This is a genomic window from Nocardia sp. CA-128927 (assembly GCF_050955855.1).
GTDB lineage: Bacteria > Actinomycetota > Actinomycetes > Mycobacteriales > Mycobacteriaceae > Nocardia.
In genome coordinates, this window is the sequence record NZ_CP192087.1 from 2,992,459 (window position 1) to 3,010,342 (window position 17,884).

The window sequence follows — 17,884 nt, forward strand, 5'->3', positions numbered from 1 at the left end:
CACCGAGATGGGACTGTATCTTCCGCCGGAGCTGCGCTGGCTCGGGTGGATCGCGGGCGGTGCGTGGCCCGACGGTGACGAGACCGAAGTCTGGGATGTCTCGGACGCCTACAAGACCGCCGGCTCTGCGCTGCACAAACTGACGCCGGATATCGAGGACGTCAAACGCATGACGATGTCCGCTTACCCCGAGGGGCTCGGCGGCGAGAAGATGGGCGCGCTGTTCGATCAGCTGCTCACCGGCGACCAATCGATGGAATCGCTGGCGAACTTCATGGAGCAGATCTCCGACGCCACCTTCGATTACGGCACACAGATCGAAGCCGCGAAACTGATGACGATCGTCTCGCTGATCGCGCTGGCCATCGAAATCGCCTGGGCCTGGATGTTTCCGCCGACCGCGCCTGCCGTCGAGGCAGCAGAGACCGCGGCGACGCAATCCATCCTGCGCAGGCTGGAATTGCAGCTCCAGGAACGGATCTTGGCGAAGGTGCTTTCGGTATTCGGAACACGGTTCGCCAATCTCAGCAAGAGTTACCTGCTGAAGATCCTCGAGGCGATGTTCATATCCGGTGTGCTGGACGCGAGCGTGCAGCTCGGGCAGATGGCCGCCGGGCATCGGAAGCATTTCGACGGGAAAGAGTTCGGCGTCTCGCTGCTGTCCTCCGGCCTCGGTTCGCCGTTCGGCCGGATCGCGGCCGACGGGATCGGCAGATTCACCGGAAAACTGATCGGCAACAAGCTCGCCAACCCGTGGGTCCGGACCGGGAACGGCGCGTTCATCGGCATCGCCTCCAGCCCGGTCGGGGCGGCCGTCGGCGGTCTCGGCGCGGTCATGGTCACCGGTGATTGGGAGGGGACCTTCGGTAGCCCGGCCAGCTGGGTCGGTGGTGCGGCGCGTGGCGGGATCGCGGGTGGCGTCAAGGGTTACGTCGGGATTCACGGATTCAACAACCGCAACAGCTTCGAGGTTCCGTGGGGGTCGCACAAGGACGGGTCGGCGAACTTCACGGGGAAGGGCGGGTTCTCCTTCGATCCGGGGCGTAACGGATCCAACGGCACGCACAACGGTTTCGACGGTGAGCACGCCACGAACCGGCCGGGGAACTTCGGAACGAGCGGATCCCCGGGCAGCAACCGGGCGATCACCTTCGACGAGTCCGGCACGGGATCGCGTGGGAGCGAGCACAATACATCTCCTTCGACCTTTCCGGCCCGGACCAACGAGTCGAACAACCATGGTGATTCGACGAACGGTGGCAGCTCGCGTAACGGGTCGGGCGGCGGGGAAAGCGCTGGTGGGAACAAGTCCGAGTACAACGCGACGAACGGGCAGAACAGTTCGTCGCCGGGCGGCCGGGGAGGCCGTGACGGAAACTCGCCGCCGCTGAATACCGCAGGGGGGAGCGGGAATTCGCGCGATGTGAACGGCTCGACGTCGAATCAGGGTGGGTCGACAACGAACAACCAGTCCACCGGTGGTGGGCAGAATGGGCAGCAGTCCGCATCGAACCAGCCGGGCAGCACCCAGCAGCGACCCCCGACGTCGACGAATTCGACTGCCGGAAATGGCAATTCGTCGAACGCTGGCAACGGCAGCTCATCTAATGCCGGCAGTTCGACCGAACGCGCCGACGGCGGGGGCAGGGACACGCGTACGACCTCCGGGAACGATGGTTCGGCGCAGTACCAACGCTCGCCTGCACCGCAACCGTCCGCCGGCGATGCGCAGCCTTCGGTGCGCTCGACCACGCCCGAATCGACCATCACCGCAGGACAGTCGCCACGGCCGTCCGGTTCGGAGTCGAGCCCAGCCGGAGCGCCGCCGCAGCAGCGCGTGCCCGGTTCGGAGACGAATCCGGCTGGTGCGCCGCCGCAGCAGCGTGGACCGGGTTCGGAGTCGAGCCCGGCTGGTGCGCCGCCGCAGCAGCGTGCGCCCGGCTCGGAGTCGCCGGCCGGGCCGCAGCCGCAGCAACGTCCGTCGGTGTCGAATTCCGGCGCGGGCGACGGAACATCGTCGCAGCAACGCCCGCCGGTGAACGAGTCGAACTCGAACCCCTCGGGTCGGCCGCGTTCGTCGGTGCCGGAGCCCAATTCGACCAATACGGGGCAGCAGCCGCCGCAGCGGATCGCCGCGTCGAATTCCGGTGGGACACCGCCGGCGCCCCGTCCGTCGGTGCCGGAGTCGAACAACGTTTCCTCGTCGTCGAATGCACGGGGCGAACACGACACGGGTGCTCCGCCGCCGCGACCCGAGCAGCGGCTGCTGCCGCCGCCCGAGGGACACCAGCCACCGCCACGGGCGGCCACGCCGCCGGGACAGCACGACCCGAGCGGGCCGCAGGGAGCGGTGCAGACCGGCCGCGGCGGCTGGACCTACGAGGAACACCGCCCGGGGAATCCGAACTGGATCCGCAACGATCGGGGCGAAGTCCTGGTCACCTCGCCCGACGGCACCCGGCATCTGGTGGACCCCGCCGGGAACATCACCATCGGGCGTCCCGGCGATCCGACGGCGGTCCGCATCCGCCCCGACGGATCCACCGAATTCGTGCCGAACTCCGCCAATCACCCTGCGGCCCAACCTGGTCCGCGAACCGGCGGGGCGAGCGGGCCGGATCGGGAGTTCGGTTTCGGCAGGCCCGACGGCACCCGGCACACGGTGCTGCCCGACGGCTCGGTGCAGACCAGGTCCCCGGACGGGTCGACGACGACCATTCAGCGCAACGGCGCGACGGACTTCCGTTCGGCGTCCGGCGATCGGACGCAGCGGGAACAGGACGGCACCACCATCCACACTCCGCCGGATGGGCCCACCACGGTCACCAGGCCCGACGGCACCACCCACGTCGTGCCGAACGACCGCGCGGGCTGGGAACGCAAGGCCGACGGCTCCTTCGTCGTCACCTCTCCGGACGGCACCAGACATGTGATCGGCACCGACGGGACCATGGTGGTCAGCCGCCCCGATGATCCGCAGGCCATCCGGATCGACCCCGACCATTCGATCGTGTTCGTCGCCCCCGACGGCACCGGCGCGGCACCGCGTCCCGAGGGTGCGGCGGGGGCGGGCAAGGACACCGGTGTGCGTTCGCCGAGCTTCAACCGGCCGGATCGCGTCTCGCACGCGGTGCTGCCCGACGGCTCCGTGCAGACCAAGTCCCCGGACGACTGGACCACGACGGTCAAGCCCAACGGCGCAACGGAATTCACCTCACCTACCGGTGACAAGACCGTCTCCAAGCCGGACGGCACCGTGGTGGAGTCCGGGCCGAACAAGCCCATCATCACCACCGGTATCGACGGGACGAAGCAGACCGCCGAGCAGAACGGCGCCGTTACGGTCGAGAACCCGGACGGCAGCAAGCACGTGGTGTTCAACTCCGCGGACAGCCAAGGCGGCGGGCGAACGCAACATCCCGACGGGACCGTCGTACACAGTGACCTGAAGGGCACGCTGGACTTCGGCGTGCGCGATCGGCTCGGCGGCTTCCCGCAAGACGGCCCGCGCAAGCACGGCATCATCCAGATGGATCGGCCCGACCGGACCGGCCTGGAGTCGACGCCCAAGGGCAGCAAGGTATTCGATCCCGACGGCACCACCTACGAGACGGGCTCGCGGGGATCCGTGCGCATCACCGCACCGAACGGCGAGGCCGAAGTCCGGACCACGACCGAGCCGATCGTCCTGTCCAACGGCGCGGAGGTGGAGCGGACCTCCGGCGGCTTCCGGGTCACCCACCCGGACCATTCGACCTCCGAAATCGGTTCGCACGGTGCGAAGTTCACCGATCCGGACGGCGTGGCCCGCGGAACCCGCCCGGACGGCAGGACTTTCGTCACCGACCCGGACGGGACCGTGCGCGAGGTCCGGCCGGATGGGGCCGTGCGGGTCACCGCACCGGACGGAACCTCCTGGGGCAGTAGGCCGGACGGCACGACCTGGAAGGTCGACGACGGCGGCAAGGTCCACGTCTCCCATCCCGACGGGACCGACGCGCCGCCACCGCCACCGCTGCGCAAGAATCCGTGGGTCGAGGGCAGCGACGAGACCACCAAGACGCGGCCGCGTCGTGTGCCGGAGATCGGTCCGCTGCCGGGCGCGTACCACGCGCCGCAGGCGCCGAAGTCCGAGGACTGGATTCCGCCGGGGTCCGGCGGCAGCGGCGACGAGAACGATTGGGAGCCACCGGATTCCGATCTGTATATCGACGATCCGGGGTACTGGGGTCCGGGCGGGGAGGACCACGACTACTACGAGTACGACGACTTCGGTGACGGTGCTGGTTCTGATGGCGGCGACCGTGATTCGGGCGGCGGTGCTGGTTCCGGACAGGGCAATGACTCGGGTCACGGTGACGGCGGACCGGATGACGTGGGCGGCAACGAATACGGCGACTCCGGCAGCACGGGCGACTCCGATGCGGGGCGCGGCAGTTCCGATCACGGCGGTGATGACAACCGCGGTGCGGACGGCGCCGGTGGGAGCAGTAGCGACTCGGCCGAAAGCGACCAGCCCTCGGATCAGCCGCCGCAACCGGACCCGGCCGAGTTGGCGAACATGCTGCAAAACCTGCATGCCGCGGACGGGATGATTCCGCCACCGGATGACGGCGGGGCGTCCCTGCCGTCGAGCGAAGGTGCGCAGTCGCCGGACTTCACCCGCCTTTCCGAATCCGGCGAAGGCTCGTCGCGGAATGTGCCGCCGCCGGACCTGTCCGGGCTGCGCGGGATGCTGAATCAGCTGGGCGAGCAAGCAGCCAGCGGTTCGGGAGGCTCGGGGGCCGATCTCGGCTCAGCAAACAACCCCGGCGCCGCGAACGGCTCGCACAGCAGGCCGGGGTCGGAGGACCAGGAGGGCAATGCCAAACTGCCTGGTGCCGAGAACAACTCGGGCGCACGCGACACCCGAGGCATCCCGGATGCTTCGCGTCCTGAGCACCGCTCTGGTGGTCCAGTGTCTGAGAGCCATTCGGGTGGTCCGGGTTCCGAGAATCGCCCTGGCGGTCACGGGTCCGAGAATCGCCCAGGTGAGCAGGGTTCTGAGAATCGCCCAGGTGGGCAGGGTTCCGAGGACCGCCCGGGTGGTCAGGGTTCGGAAAACCGTTCGAGTGGCCAGAATTCTGCGAACAGCCCGGGTGGACAGGGCTCCGGGGGCCACTCGAGTGGCTCGGGTTCCACCGATCGGCCGGACGCTCCCGGCGCCGAGAACCGTTCGGATGCGCCGGGTTCCGGCGAGCGTTCGGGCGACCCAGGCTCCGGAGAACGCTCGGGTTCCGCGGCGCATCCGGGCAGCCAAGGTGCCGGTGACCGCCCCGGCGGGCCGGGGAGCCAGGACGACAGGCCCGGACCCTCGAAAATCCCGGAGCAGCACGGAAACTCGCAGCCGAACGCCGCCGGGACCCAGCATCCGTCCACACCGGGACGGCCACCCGGGATGCCGGCGCAGGACGGCCAGCAGTCGGGCGGGCCGTCCGCGTCCGGTGGCACGCCGCCACCTGGCACCCCACCGCCGCCCGGCACCACGCCTCCCCCCGCAGCGCAGTCCGCTGCTGGAGCGAAGAAGAAGCCACCACGCCGAGATCGCAAGAAGAACGACAAGCCACGAAAGACACCGAAACCGATGTTGATGCCTTCGCCGTCCGAGGCACCCGAACGAGCCGGACCCGACGATTCCGTCGATGTCCCTTTTGCTTTGGGAGTTTCGAACCAGGAGCCAGAACCGGATAGCACGGCGCGATCGACTACGAGGAGTAGCGCAGATGGCTGACGAGCCAAAGAAGATCGACGATACGACCAAGACCTCGGCCAACGACTGGAAGGATCTGCGCTCCAAGGCGGATCACCATAACCTGAAGTTCAATCCCCTGAAGTTCGATCCCAAGGTCGTGGTCCAGTGCGCACAGCTGTGTCACGACATGATCGGAAAACTGAAGTGGTATCAGGACTTCATCAATAACAACAAAATGGCCAGCATGGACAACTGGTCCGACGAGACGGGCGGTATCCAGCTCACGCACCGTTTCAATCAAAAGGGCCAGGACGTCCTCACCGCGATGGACACCATGAAGATAATCATGGAGGACATGGGCGACACGTTCCTCAGCGCGGGCGGGAACTATCTTCGGGCCGACGGGAAGTCGACCGAAGAACTCGACAAGGTGGGCGACCTGCAGAAGGTTGAGTCCATCAAGCCGAAGAACGACCCGCCGAATGAACCGCATCTGTCGAATACCAACAGCAACCCGGACAAGCCGAAACCGCCCACCGGCGTGGACCCCGGCCAGCCGATCAGCGTCGAGGACGGCAGCGGGTGGGGGTGGGACCGATTCCACACCTTCGGTGTCTCGTTGATCGGGCACGATTGGCGGACCTATGAGGCCGGTACCCGATACAACTGGATGAGCGGACAACTCAGCGGAGATCTCACCGATCTGAACGGCGCCCTGAAACGGGTGACGGCCGAAATGTGGAGCGGTGAAGGCGCGGACCAGGCCACCAAGGCGATCCAGCGATTCACCGAAAGCTCGCTCACCTTCGCCAACAGCCTGACCAACCTCGGCAACGATCTCCTGTACTGCTCGAAGTGGCTGAACTACACCTACAACAAGACGCCCGGCGAGACCTGGGACAACACCTACGCATCGGACTGTGTGAAGCGAGATCGGCTCGGTGATTACCGCGGCCGGTACAAGGACACCTACCTGCCCGGTATCGAGGGTGCGGTCGCCGCGATGCCGCTGATCGCCGTGACCGGCACCGTCGCCGCACCGCCGCCGCCCGGGGACAAGGGTGATGGCAAAGGTGATGGCAAGGGCGACGGCAAAGGTGACGGAAAAGGCGACGGCAAGGGCGGCGGCAACGGCAACAACATCGACAAGAACAGTCCTGAATACAAGGCCGGCTATGAGGATGGCTACAAAAAGGGTCTGGAAGACGGCGGCGGTAAGGGCGATGGAAAAGGCGACGGTAAGGGTGACGGCAGCGGCAACGGGCAAGGCTACGGCGGCGGACCCGGCAGTGGCAGCGGTGGCGGCAGTGGAAACAGCGGCGGCGTAGACAAGAACAGCCCCAACTACAAGGGCGGCTTCGACGACGGCCAGAAAAAGGGCCTCGGCGACAGCAAGAATGGCGGCAGCAGCGGCGGACAGAGCGGTGGCCCCGGGTCGGGCAGTGGCTCCGGTTCGAAAGGCGGCCCCGGTTCGAGCGGCAGCGGTGGTGGCCAGGGTTCCCCCGGCCCGAACATCCCCATACCCGACCTCGCCAATTACGGTCAGGGAGATGGGTCGCGGAACGCACCGAAGCCCGGCGGCGGCGTCTCCACCGGCGGACCCGGCGGCGGCTCCAGCGGCGGCTCGGGCAATATCCCGGTCGGCGGGCCCGGTGCCACCTCACCGACTCCCAAGATCAACCCACCGCTCAACCCGGGGCAGGGCAAGCCTGGCGTCGGCGCACCTCCGGGATCGCCCGAGGATCTGCTCAGCAAGCTGCTGCACGGCGAGAACCCGCTGAAGGATCTGAATCCGGAGGCGCTGAAGAAGATCGGGTCGGATCTGCTCGGTGGTCTGAGCCCGGACCTGCTGAAGAATATGAGTCCGGAGGCTTTGCAGAAGCTGGGTTCCGATCTGCTGAAGGGATTGAGCCCGGAGGAACTGAAGAAGATGGGGTCCGACATCCTCGGCGGCCTCAGCCCGGAACAGTTGAAGCACCTCAGCCCGGAAACGCTGAAGAACCTCAGCCCGGACGTGCTGAAGAACATCAGCCCCGAAACGCTGAAGAACCTCGATCCGGAAGTACTGCGGAACCTGAGTCCGGACACCATGCGCGATCTGGGCCGCAGCATCGCCCAAACCCCCGGCGGCGGGGATCTGCTCAAGCTGTTGACCGACGGATTGAACGGGCTCACCACGACTATCGGCGACGTGGTCAAAACCGGCACCGAAACGCTCGCCGGTCTGGCGAACAACGGACTGCTCGGCATCCCCGGTGTCGGCGAACTCCAGCACATGGAGATGGCGAGTAGCAGCGGGCTGCCGAACGATCTCGCGACGGCGCTCAAGCACGGTGCAGGCATCCCCTCTGGCGGGCCCGGCGGACCTGGTGGCCCCGGCGGCCCGCCACACTCGCAGCTCACCACCCTGTCCGGTGGCCCGGTCGAGTCGTCGAAGTTGTTCCCGCGGGCCGCAATCCAGAGCGTTTCCGACGGCCAGCAGGTGCAGACTAACCCGGCCGGCTCGCCGGGGCCGATGGGTCCCGGTCCTGGCCCCGGTCCCGGTGCGCAGGGCAGCGGAGAGTACAAGCGGCCCAAGTACCTCGACTCGACGGGCAATCTGGATAGTGCCCTCGGGCCGGACATCGAGCGGTCGAAGCCGGTGATCGAGCCGTGACGCAGCAGTGGAAGTTCACCGCGCTGGAGTTCATCGTGCTGTGCGAGCAGTATCGCGGAGGTTCGCTACCGACGCCGTTCCTGTTCGTCACCGACGAGGTGGTCATGGCCGACGAGCTGGAACGGCGCAAGCGGGCCGCCTGGGAGGAACTGCGGCATCGGCTGGGCGGCTCGTTCGACGGCGCGGTCGAAGTGCTGACCGCCCCCGAACTGTTTGTCCGAGTGCGCAGTTGGGACGAGCAGGCGGAGAGCAATATGGCCAAGCAGTACCATCTGCACGCCGCGCGGGCGGGCGCGCTCGGCTACCTCTTCGAGCAGGCGCCCGGCCTGATCACCTACGACACCCCGGCGTTCACCGTCACGGAGTGTGATCCGCGCGCGCTGGCGGGTGCGGTGGTCAACTTGCTCCCGCCGGTGGAGGCCGGTCGGCTGCCGGACGTTCCGGTCGTGACCGACCCGGCCGAGCATGCCACGCCGACCTGGGGCACCAGCTATGTCCGAGACGACCGGGAGGATTCGCCGGTCTATCAGACCCAGCAGTTCTTCCAGCGGCGTGCCGATTGCACCGGATCGATCATCGTGGTGCAGGGCCGGTCCAAGTACGGTCCGCGCGGCATCCACGAGACGAAGATGATGTGGCGCGACGTGGTCGACGACGGGCGGTACGTGATGTCGATCGACGACGCGCCGGTCGCGGTCGCCACCAGTCGTCGGCAGCTGACCGAGCGGATCCAGCGCGACATCGACAATCTGATGCAACGCCTCGAAACACATTGGGAGGCGGGGCGTCCCGACGACCGGTACTGAACGTTCGAAGCACGAGAAGAAGAGGCGACGACATGTCGGGAGAACGCAGGGTCCAGGTGGACACCACGCGATTGCGGGGCGCGGCGGCCAAGATGGAGGCGGTCGGCAACAAGACGCACGACATCATGAACACGTTGCGAAACACCTTGCAGGGCAAAGGGTATCCGTGGGGCCACGACGACTACGGCGACAAGTTCGCCAACGGTGACAAGGGCTACACGAAGTCCTCGGAGGGCCTGCTGACCGGCGGCGACAACATGTCCGAATCGGCAGGCAAGTTCAGCTCCGGCATGTACGGCGCCTCGAACAAGATCGACGACATGGATTCCACGGATCCGTGATCGCGGCCGGGCCTGTCCGTGATTTCCGAAAACCGTTGCATTGGAAGGGCAGTCGCAGCAGCGACGAGGAGGACCTGACTAGATGACCGATCCACACCAGAACGCCGGGGTGGCGGCCGATGCTGCGCCGGACGTGGCCTTCCGGATAGGTGGCAGCGAGCCGTCGGCTGCCGCCCCGCCGGTCGCTGTCGCGGTGCCGGATGCGACTGTCCCGGAAACGGATCCGGCCGCGACCGAGCCGACGGTCGAGAGCCAGGCCATCGAGCTGGCTACGCGGGTCGCCCAGGAGTTGGCGGTGGCCGGTCCGGAGGGCTGGCAGCGGTTGGCGGCGGTTTTCGTGCTCACCGTCGCGGGCGGTGTGCAGACCGTCATCTACTACGACGAGGCGGACCGGGCGGCCCGCATCGAGCCGTCGGACGAGATCCTGGAACTGGTCCGGTGGCAGCGCGAGGTCTCGGCGCCACTCGGCGACGGACCCTGGTGGCGGCTGTCGATCCAGTTCGACGTCGGCGGTCGGCTGGAGCTCGACTACGACTACGGCGACGAGCCGTTTCCCGACGAGCACCTGCTGGTGCCCGAGGCGTATCGGGCCGACCTCGAAACCTTTCCGCGCCAACGGCTGCCGATGTGGCTGGCCGCCTACCTCGGTCACGACAACTGGCAGTGGCGCTCACCCCAGCAGGCCGCCGCGCGGACCAGGGCCGATCAGGAGGCGGGCGTTGTCGCGGTGCGATCGGTGCACGACTTCCCGGTGCTGCCCGTGCTGTGGGCCCGCTGGGCGACGATCGCGGCGGCCTTCGTGGCCGTCGGCTCGGAGTGGGGGCCGCGTATCCAGCCCGCGCTCGGCGTCTTCGAGGGTTCGGGGCGCAGCGGTTCCACGCTGTATGTGCTGCCCGGCGGCCGGGCGATGCTCTCGGGTGGGGTGTGGAACGCCCCGGAACTGGACGCGGCCTACAACGAGGGTGCGGAACTGCCGGATCTGTATGCGGGCGCGCCGGACTGGGTGGCCAACCAGGTGCTCAATCCCCGTGCGGCGCGCGGGCTGCTGTCGTTCTGCTACTGGTGGGAGGACGGCAGCTGGTATCGCGGAGATTCACCGTCCGCGGAGCAGCTCAGCGCGGCCGTGCCGGGCATCTGGACCGCCGAGACCGTGATGGATGTGGTGTGTGGCGTGCTCAGCGAGGATCCGAGCGCCGAGTTGCGCGCCGCCGCGGCGACGCTGGTGGCCGCCGCGGAGGCGGGCGTGGTCGCCCGCGATACCTTGGCCACCCTGTTCACCGACCCGAACGACGATATTGACGGCGCGCTGTACCAGCTGTCGCTGGCGGGCCTGGTGACCAAGGTTTCCGTGGCGATGACCCAGGACCGCGCGGATTTCTCGGTCTGAGCCCGGACCCGAGCGTGTTCTTGCGGCAGACCGCAATCGCGTGCATTGATCGCCGAGGCCCTCGCCCCTACGGTTGATCACACGGCTGGTCTATTGCCCGACACCGAGGTTGGACAAGTGACCTGCGTCACATTTGATAGAGTGTGCCGCAACGGCATGGTGTCTGCTGGGTGACGATCAAAATCCCTGTTGCTCAGCGGAATTCGAAGGTGAGGGATTTGTTTGGCACCGCAGCAGTGCTCGGGCGTTGACGGGGTGGGGCCTGAGGCACTTCGACTACGTATGTTGGGGCCGGTCGAGGTATGGCTGGGGGACCAACGCCTGGACATCGCCGCGCCGCAGCTGCTGGCCGTGCTGGCCATGCTCGCGGCCGAGCCGGGGCGCACCCTGTCGACGACGCAGCTGGCCGCTCGCCTGTGGGCCGACCGCCCGCCGAAATCGGCGCCGAGTGTGTTGCGCAATCACGTCCTCGCGCTGCGTCGGCAGTTCGATACGCACGGCCATCCGGGTGCCGGGAACGAGTGGCTCGGTTCGACGCGGGGCGGGTATCGGCTCGGCCTGCCGGTCGAGTTCGATGTCGTCGCGGTCGAGGGACTGATCGCGGCCGCGGAAGCCGATCGCGGTTCGGGTTCGGTCGAGGAGGCGGACGCCAAGCTGGCCGCGGCGCAGCAGCTGTGGCGCGGCGATCCGCTGATCGGTCTGCCGGGACCGTGGGCCGACAGCGAGCGGGTACGCCTGGGCCGGTTGCGCTTGGCCCTCTACGAAGTCTCGGTGGCCGTCGCGTTGGACCTCGGTCGGCATTCGGCCGCCGTCGCGGAGCTGGAGGCGCTCGTCGCCGCCGAACCGCACTCCGAGCGGTGGCACGAACTGCTGATGGTCGCGCTGCACCGCAGCGGGCGGCGGGTCGAGGCGCTCGAGGTGTACCGGAACGCGCGCCGGTTGCTCGCCGACGAACTCGGCCTGGATCCCGGTCCGGAGCTGGTTCGACTGCATCAGCGGATCCTGTCGGCAGAGCAGCCGGTCGCCGGCATCGCGAACGAACTGCCGCAGGCCGCAAAGGATTCCGAGCCGCCACGCGTTCCGGTGCAGCTGCCCCCCGACATCGGCGATTTCGTCGGACGGGAAGACCTCGCGCACGAGCTGATCGAGGTGTTGGACGCGGACTCCGAGCGGCGCCCGGTGATCGCGATCACCGGGCTCGGCGGCGTCGGAAAGACCACGCTCGCGGTGCATCTCGCGCATCGTGTGCGGAGCCGCTATCCGGATGGATTGTTGTATCTCGACCTCGGTGGCATGGACGAGCATCCGCGATCGGCCGACATGCTCCTCGCGGTCGCTCTGCGTGCGTTCGGTGTCGAGCGCGGCGAGCTACCGGCGGACCTGGAGGAGCGAACAGCCCTGTGGCGCAGCACCATAGCCGGTAAGCGCATTCTGCTGGTGCTCGACAACGCGCTCGACGTCGACCACCTCACCCCGTTGCTGCCCGGCACGGGCACGGCGGCGGTGCTGGTCACCAGCCGATCGAGCCTGGCGGAACTGTTCGGTGCGCGGCTGGTTTCGCTGGATGTCCTCGATTCGGGCGCGGCGTGGAAATTGCTGGAGCGCATGGTGTCCGCGCAGCGGCTGTCGGACGAACCCGACGCGGCACACGAAATCCTGCGCGCGTGCGGGCATCTGCCCGTCTCGCTGCGCATCGTCGGGGCGCGGCTGGCGAGCAGGCCCACCTGGCGGCTCGCCACGGTGGCCGAGCGACTGGCCGACGAGCGCGGCAGGCTGGCCGAGCTCGCGGTCGGCAACACCAGTGTGGAACTCGTGTTCCGGGACAGCTACCGGCAACTCGCCCCCGAGCTCGCGCGGGCTTTCGTGCTCGTCGCGTTCTCCGACGCACCCGATCTGTCCGTCGCGGCCATCGCCGCCCTGATCGACCGGGATCAAGCCGAGGCCGAGCGGCTCTGCGAAACCCTCGTCGACCTGAACATGCTGCAGACGCCGGAACGGGGTCGCTACCGCTATCACGACCTGTTGCGGCTGTTCGGTCGCGGAGTGGCGGATTCGGCGCAGCAGCAAGAGTGGCCGCTGGCCCTGCGCCGACTGATCGATTTCTATCTCGCCAGCGCGAAAAACATTGTGGAACTGCGTGATCCGGGTGTCGGCACCGAGTACTACGCCGCGACCGACGTGACCGGGCAGCGGTTCGCCGACGAACGGCAGTGTGCCGCATGGGCGATGACCGAGCGATTCGGGCTGGTCGCGCTCTATCGGCAGGTCGCCGAGCTGCCCGATGCCGGAACCCGTACGTCCGCAGTCGATCTCGCGCTGTCGCTCGCGGTGGGCGGCGACGCGGGGGAGCACCTGTCCCAGGTGGCGCCGGTGCTCGAGGCACTGAGCCGGGCCGCCGAGGACGACGGCGATCGCCGGACCATGGCCCGGGCACTACTGGCCGCCTCCGTCGCCCGACTGGTCGGCATGGCGGATCTCAGCGCCGCGCGCACCCTCCGCCATGCCGGTGCGATGCTGCGGGATCTGGGCGATCGGCCCGCCGCCATCATCGCCGAGCAGATGCTCGGCACGGCCATGGCTTACCAGGGCGATGCCGATCTTGCCCTGGAACACTTCCGGCGCGCCATCGAGCTGGGACGTCTGCACGGCAACCAATGGAGCGAGGGGATGGGGTGGGCGACGCTCGCCCGCGCCTACTGTGACGCCCGGCGCTGGCCGGAGGCCGTCGAAGCCGCCGAACAGGCCCTGTTCATCGCGCGCGTGGTCGGCAGCCTCCGGCTCGAGTCGATGGCCTTGCACGAGTTGGGATTCGCGACGCTGCACTGCGGCGATCCGGTGAGTGCCCGCAAGCTGTGCGAGCGGGCGCTCGAGGTGGCCCGCCGCGACGGTCGCCGCCATCAGGAAGGTTGGGCGCTGGCCCGATTGGCCGAGGTGGCCCTCTACAGCGGCGACGCCGAGGCTGCGGTGCCGATCGCCGCGGAAGCCGTGCGGGCGCTCACCGAGGTCTCGGCGCTCGTGCGACGTCTGCGGGCGATGTGGGTCTACAGCAACGCCCTGACCGCACTCGGCCGCACCGACGAGGCCGAGCCGGTCCTGCGCAAAGCCGCGCAACTGAGCCAACGCATCGGTCTCGCCGTCCCCGACCTCCCTCCCTCGTGGCCCCCGGTCGTCACCCCCGCACCGGCCGCATTCGCCCTCGCCCAACGCAAATGAGCCTTGACCTTCACCCCGGGGGCAAGGTTTAGCGTCGCGTCATGAGCGAATCGACGACGTTGTCACCTCGGACTCACCACACCGATACCTCGCCCGGCCGCTCGATCGGTGTGTACAACCTGTCGGCAGCCTCGAGGTAGGGCGCGAGTGCCACATGGCCGTCGGGCATGCGGAGGCGGGGTGAGGGATGCATGGGCAGAATCGCACCGGATATCAGTGCCGCCGCCGCTCCGCTCATGCGTTCAGCGGCGGGGTCGGGGGCCACGGTGTCCGCGGAATCGGCACCCGCGACAGCGAGCGCGGTCATCATGGCCTGCAGATCGCTCTGATCGATGGCCGAATAGTGCTCGGCCACATGAGTTCCGGAGTTGATGGCGGTCTCTACGAGATCGGCGAGCAAGGCCGCGTCGCCGAGCCGGTGGGCCCAATCGAATATCGTCGACTGGAGCACCCGGTGCAGTGCTTCCCAGGAGATCCGAGACTGGGCGGCGGCGAACCCGAAGCGCTGGGCGTCGATGAAGACGGCGGCCGGGAGACCGAGATCGAGTGCGGCGCGCAGCTGGCCGGGCCGCCCGTCCGCGGCGGCGCAGGCCGCCGTCATCAGATCGCATTTCGCGACCGACACCACGCTGCCCAAGTCGGCATAGATCTTCCGCGCCGACGCGATATGCGCCAGGCCCGCGTCACCGCGGTCGAGATTCCGCTCGGTACAACCGATATTGAGCAGCGCCATGGCTTGATACACGGAATAGGCCGCATCGGTTTCGAATACCTCGATCGCGGATTCCATGAGCGCGATGCCCGCTGCGAACTCGCCCTGCAGCATGACGGCCGAACCATGGTTCAGCCGGGTGACCGCGGACTGGAACGGCAGCCCGGATCGCGACAGCGCCGCTTCGGCGGACCGGAACGCCTCCGCTGCCAGCGGGTACCGTCCAGCCTTCAGATGCATTGTGCCGATGAGGTTTTCGGTGTGGGCAAGGTAATGGTCGGCGCCCAGCTCGACAAGCCTCGTGCGGCCGCGCCGTATCGCTTCCTCGGCCTGCACGAATCGTCCGGTCTCGCTGTACACGAGGCCGAGATGCAGGTCGGCCGTTCCGATCTCGGTGCTGAGACCGAGCAGCGTGTAGGCGTCGCGGGCCTTTTCCAGGCTGTGCTCGGCCTCCGCGTAGCGATTCTGCATGAACTGGGCGACGCCACTGAATTCCTGGCACTGCGCGGCGATCGCCCATTCCTTCGCCTGCTCAGCGCCTCGACCTGCCGAGTCGAGCAGTGTGATGGCGTCGGGCAAGTTGCCACCGCTTTGAATGATCAGCCGGGCTTCCTCGAACTCACATCCCCGTACCTGGTCCATGTCCCCGGCCGCGGCGGCATACCGCCGCGCTTCGACGAGCATGGCCCTGGCCCGGGTGACGTCCCCGCGGAACCCTTGCACGGCAGCCGAATAGCGCAGGCAGTGCGCGTATCGGGGGTCGTCTCGATGCTGCTCGAACGCCGTGGTCGCATCCCGCAACAGTGATTCGGCCGTGCCGAGGTCGCCCTGCGACATTCGGACGGTGGCCAGATGCATGTCGCATTCGGCCGCGTCGAGGGTGTTGTCGGCGCGTGCGTAGTAGTCCCGGGCCCGCTGAAAGGCGGCGATCGCCTCCGGATAGCGGCTGCAGTTCTGCAGGCCTATCCCGAGCGGAACTTCGCAGCCTGCGGCGAGTTCGGGCTCATTCGCCGCCAGCGATTCCGTACACGCGGCCGCCAGCGCGGGGATCGCCGCGGCGAGTCGACCGGCGGCCCCGTGAATTTGACCGACCCGGTTGTAGGCGCGGGCGGACTTCAAGTGTTCGTCGTCCGCCGCGTATCCCACCGCAGCCGCGCTCAGTGCGGCGAGAGCGTCCTCCGTGCGGCCGTTCGCGAGGTACAGATCGGCGAGTTCGTAGTCGCAGTCGGCGACCCCGGCAATGTTCTGCTCGACTGTTGCTTCAGCCTTCGCACGTAGGAATTCCCGTTCCGCGGTCTCGGTATCGCCCAGTGCCATGCTCGCCGACCCGATGGTGTACGAGCAGATGGCGAGCCGGTCGGACTCACCCGCGCGCTCGTAAAGCTCGCGGGCAGCGCGGTGTTCGTCGCGGACGCGCTGCGCGTCATCGAGTCCCATCGCAGCTTCGCCACACGATTCCCGGCACAGGGCGGCATCGACGATCCGGCCGAGGTCGAGATAATGATCCGCCGCGCGGCGCAGCACGATCATGGCTTCCGCGTGCTGTTCCGTCGCGGCGAGCGCGTGCCCGAGGATCTCGTCGCATTCGGTCCGTTCCTGGTCGTCCCCGTGTATCCAGAGTCCGGCCCCGGCCCGGCGCAGGTACGGCACCGCCAGGTCGGGACGTTCCAGCAGATCGAATCCGCGCCCGGCCATTTCGGCGCATCGGACGGACAGTTCCGTCAGGAACTGGTCCGCGAGCAGATCCGCGGCGCGGCAGTACGCATCGGTGGCTTCCTGGATCTCGTCCATCGCCCCGTACGCGGACCCGATCCAATACAGGCACTCGGCGCTGTGCTCGATGGCTTCGGGGCCTGCGCATTCGGCCAGCGCATCGCCGAGTGCGACGATCGCCGCCGCCGCGTGTCCGTCCTCCAGGAGGTTGCGGCCGTGCAGGAGAAGGGCACTCGGCCACGATGCTTCCGTCATCCTCGGCCCCCCGTCATTCGTATTGCCGAAGAGGTCGGTGTTCTTGCTCTCCGCGAATATGAAAACGATACGGTCGGGCCGGGGCGTGCACTATCCGCTGAACAGATGAACGGCGGGCCTAGCCGTAGGGGTGCACGACGTCGGCGTTGTCGTGGCGACGGCACCAGCTGACGATGTATCGCATGTGCAGCCCGCACCAGCGGGCGACCACGGGCAGGGTGATCGGCAGCAGCGGATCATGTTCCGCTCGTTCGCGAATGATCGGTCCGAGATAGTGATTGGTCACCTTGTTCGCGGTATTGATGCCGACGCCTGCGACGTCGGCGAGGGACGCGAGATCGATAGCGCGGCCCGAGGCGATCGCCCCCGCGAGCCTGGCCGCCGTGGTGCCGCGCCGCCCTTCGAACAGCTCGCACAGCGGCCGCGGACCGGTCGTAGCGGCCGCCATGGCTTGGCGCTGGCCGTGCGCTACGGTTCGGACGGCGGTGATCAGGGGTTCGATCCCGGTCGACTTCTGGTAGACGGCCGCCACTTCCGGCAGACGTTGCGCCTCCTCCAGATGCTCGCGCTCCATGCTGTGGCCCTGCGCGGCCAGGATCACCGGCGCGACGCGGTCGGCGTCGTGCATCGTGCGGAGCACATCGAGGCCGTCGAAGCCGAGCTCGAGCGCGAGTTCGGGTCGGTTCCACACCAGATCGGTGAGGACGACATCGAAGCGGACGTTGTCCATGATGTGTCGCCGGACCGCCTCCTCGTCGACCGCGACGGCAATGGTGGCCTGTGGGAACACCTTTGCGAAGGCCGGTTCGACAACTCTGCCCAGCGGGGATGCCACCAGGATGCGGTAGTCCATGGGGCGATCATCGCCCTCGGCCGGGAATCGAGCAAGATGTTGCCGGTATGTCGGCGCGAGTGTCGATTTCGCGCTCGATGTTGCGGTAGGTATGCGAGATGCCCCGCTGTGTCACGGGCAAATCCCGAGCATCATGGACGGCATCGGTGCCGTCGTTCAGACGACATCGAGCCCGACAGATCACCGTTCGTCGCACTCACGAGGCTTTCGGCGCACG

Annotated in this window: 8 protein-coding genes; 6 read left to right on the forward strand and 2 right to left on the reverse strand. The window is 67.8% G+C overall.

What is annotated here, in order from left to right:
• Positions 1 to 7: 7 nt before the first annotated feature.
• The 6 genes from ACQPW1_RS14155 to ACQPW1_RS14180 all read left to right on the forward strand — a co-directional run bounded on the left by ACQPW1_RS14155 (position 8) and on the right by ACQPW1_RS14180 (position 14,134).
• Positions 8 to 5,770: a hypothetical protein gene (locus ACQPW1_RS14155; RefSeq protein WP_433663172.1), complete on the forward strand. Its 5,763-nt coding sequence runs from the start codon at positions 8 to 10 to the stop codon at positions 5,768 to 5,770.
• A complete protein-coding gene (locus tag ACQPW1_RS14160; protein ID WP_433663173.1) occupies positions 5,763 to 8,387 on the forward strand; it encodes a hypothetical protein in 2,625 nt (874 codons plus the stop codon). The genes ACQPW1_RS14155 and ACQPW1_RS14160 overlap by 8 nt, the downstream gene beginning before the upstream one ends.
• The gene (locus ACQPW1_RS14165) at positions 8,384 to 9,193 is read left to right on the forward strand and encodes an ESX secretion-associated protein EspG (RefSeq protein WP_433663174.1); all 810 of its coding nucleotides are present in this window, start codon (positions 8,384 to 8,386) and stop codon (positions 9,191 to 9,193) included. The genes ACQPW1_RS14160 and ACQPW1_RS14165 overlap by 4 nt, the downstream gene beginning before the upstream one ends.
• Before the next feature lie 32 nt (positions 9,194 to 9,225).
• Complete coding sequence (locus tag ACQPW1_RS14170; protein WP_433663175.1) at positions 9,226 to 9,534, forward strand: hypothetical protein; 309 nt, start codon at positions 9,226 to 9,228, stop codon at positions 9,532 to 9,534.
• A gap of 82 nt (positions 9,535 to 9,616) precedes the next feature.
• A complete protein-coding gene (locus tag ACQPW1_RS14175; protein WP_433663176.1) occupies positions 9,617 to 10,921 on the forward strand; it encodes a hypothetical protein in 1,305 nt (434 codons plus the stop codon).
• Between the two features lie 282 nt (positions 10,922 to 11,203).
• Positions 11,204 to 14,134: a BTAD domain-containing putative transcriptional regulator gene (locus ACQPW1_RS14180; protein ID WP_433663177.1), complete on the forward strand. Its 2,931-nt coding sequence runs from the start codon at positions 11,204 to 11,206 to the stop codon at positions 14,132 to 14,134.
• A 73-nt stretch (positions 14,135 to 14,207) separates the two neighbouring features.
• On the opposite strand, the gene ACQPW1_RS14185 is transcribed toward ACQPW1_RS14180, so the two are convergent.
• Entirely contained in the window at positions 14,208 to 16,814 is a 2,607-nt protein-coding gene (locus ACQPW1_RS14185; RefSeq protein ID WP_433663178.1) for a tetratricopeptide repeat protein, read from the reverse strand.
• Between the two features lie 118 nt (positions 16,815 to 16,932).
• The gene (locus ACQPW1_RS14190; protein ID WP_433663179.1) at positions 16,933 to 17,667 is read right to left on the reverse strand and encodes a response regulator; all 735 of its coding nucleotides are present in this window, start codon (positions 17,665 to 17,667) and stop codon (positions 16,933 to 16,935) included.
• Positions 17,668 to 17,884: the final 217 nt, after the last annotated feature.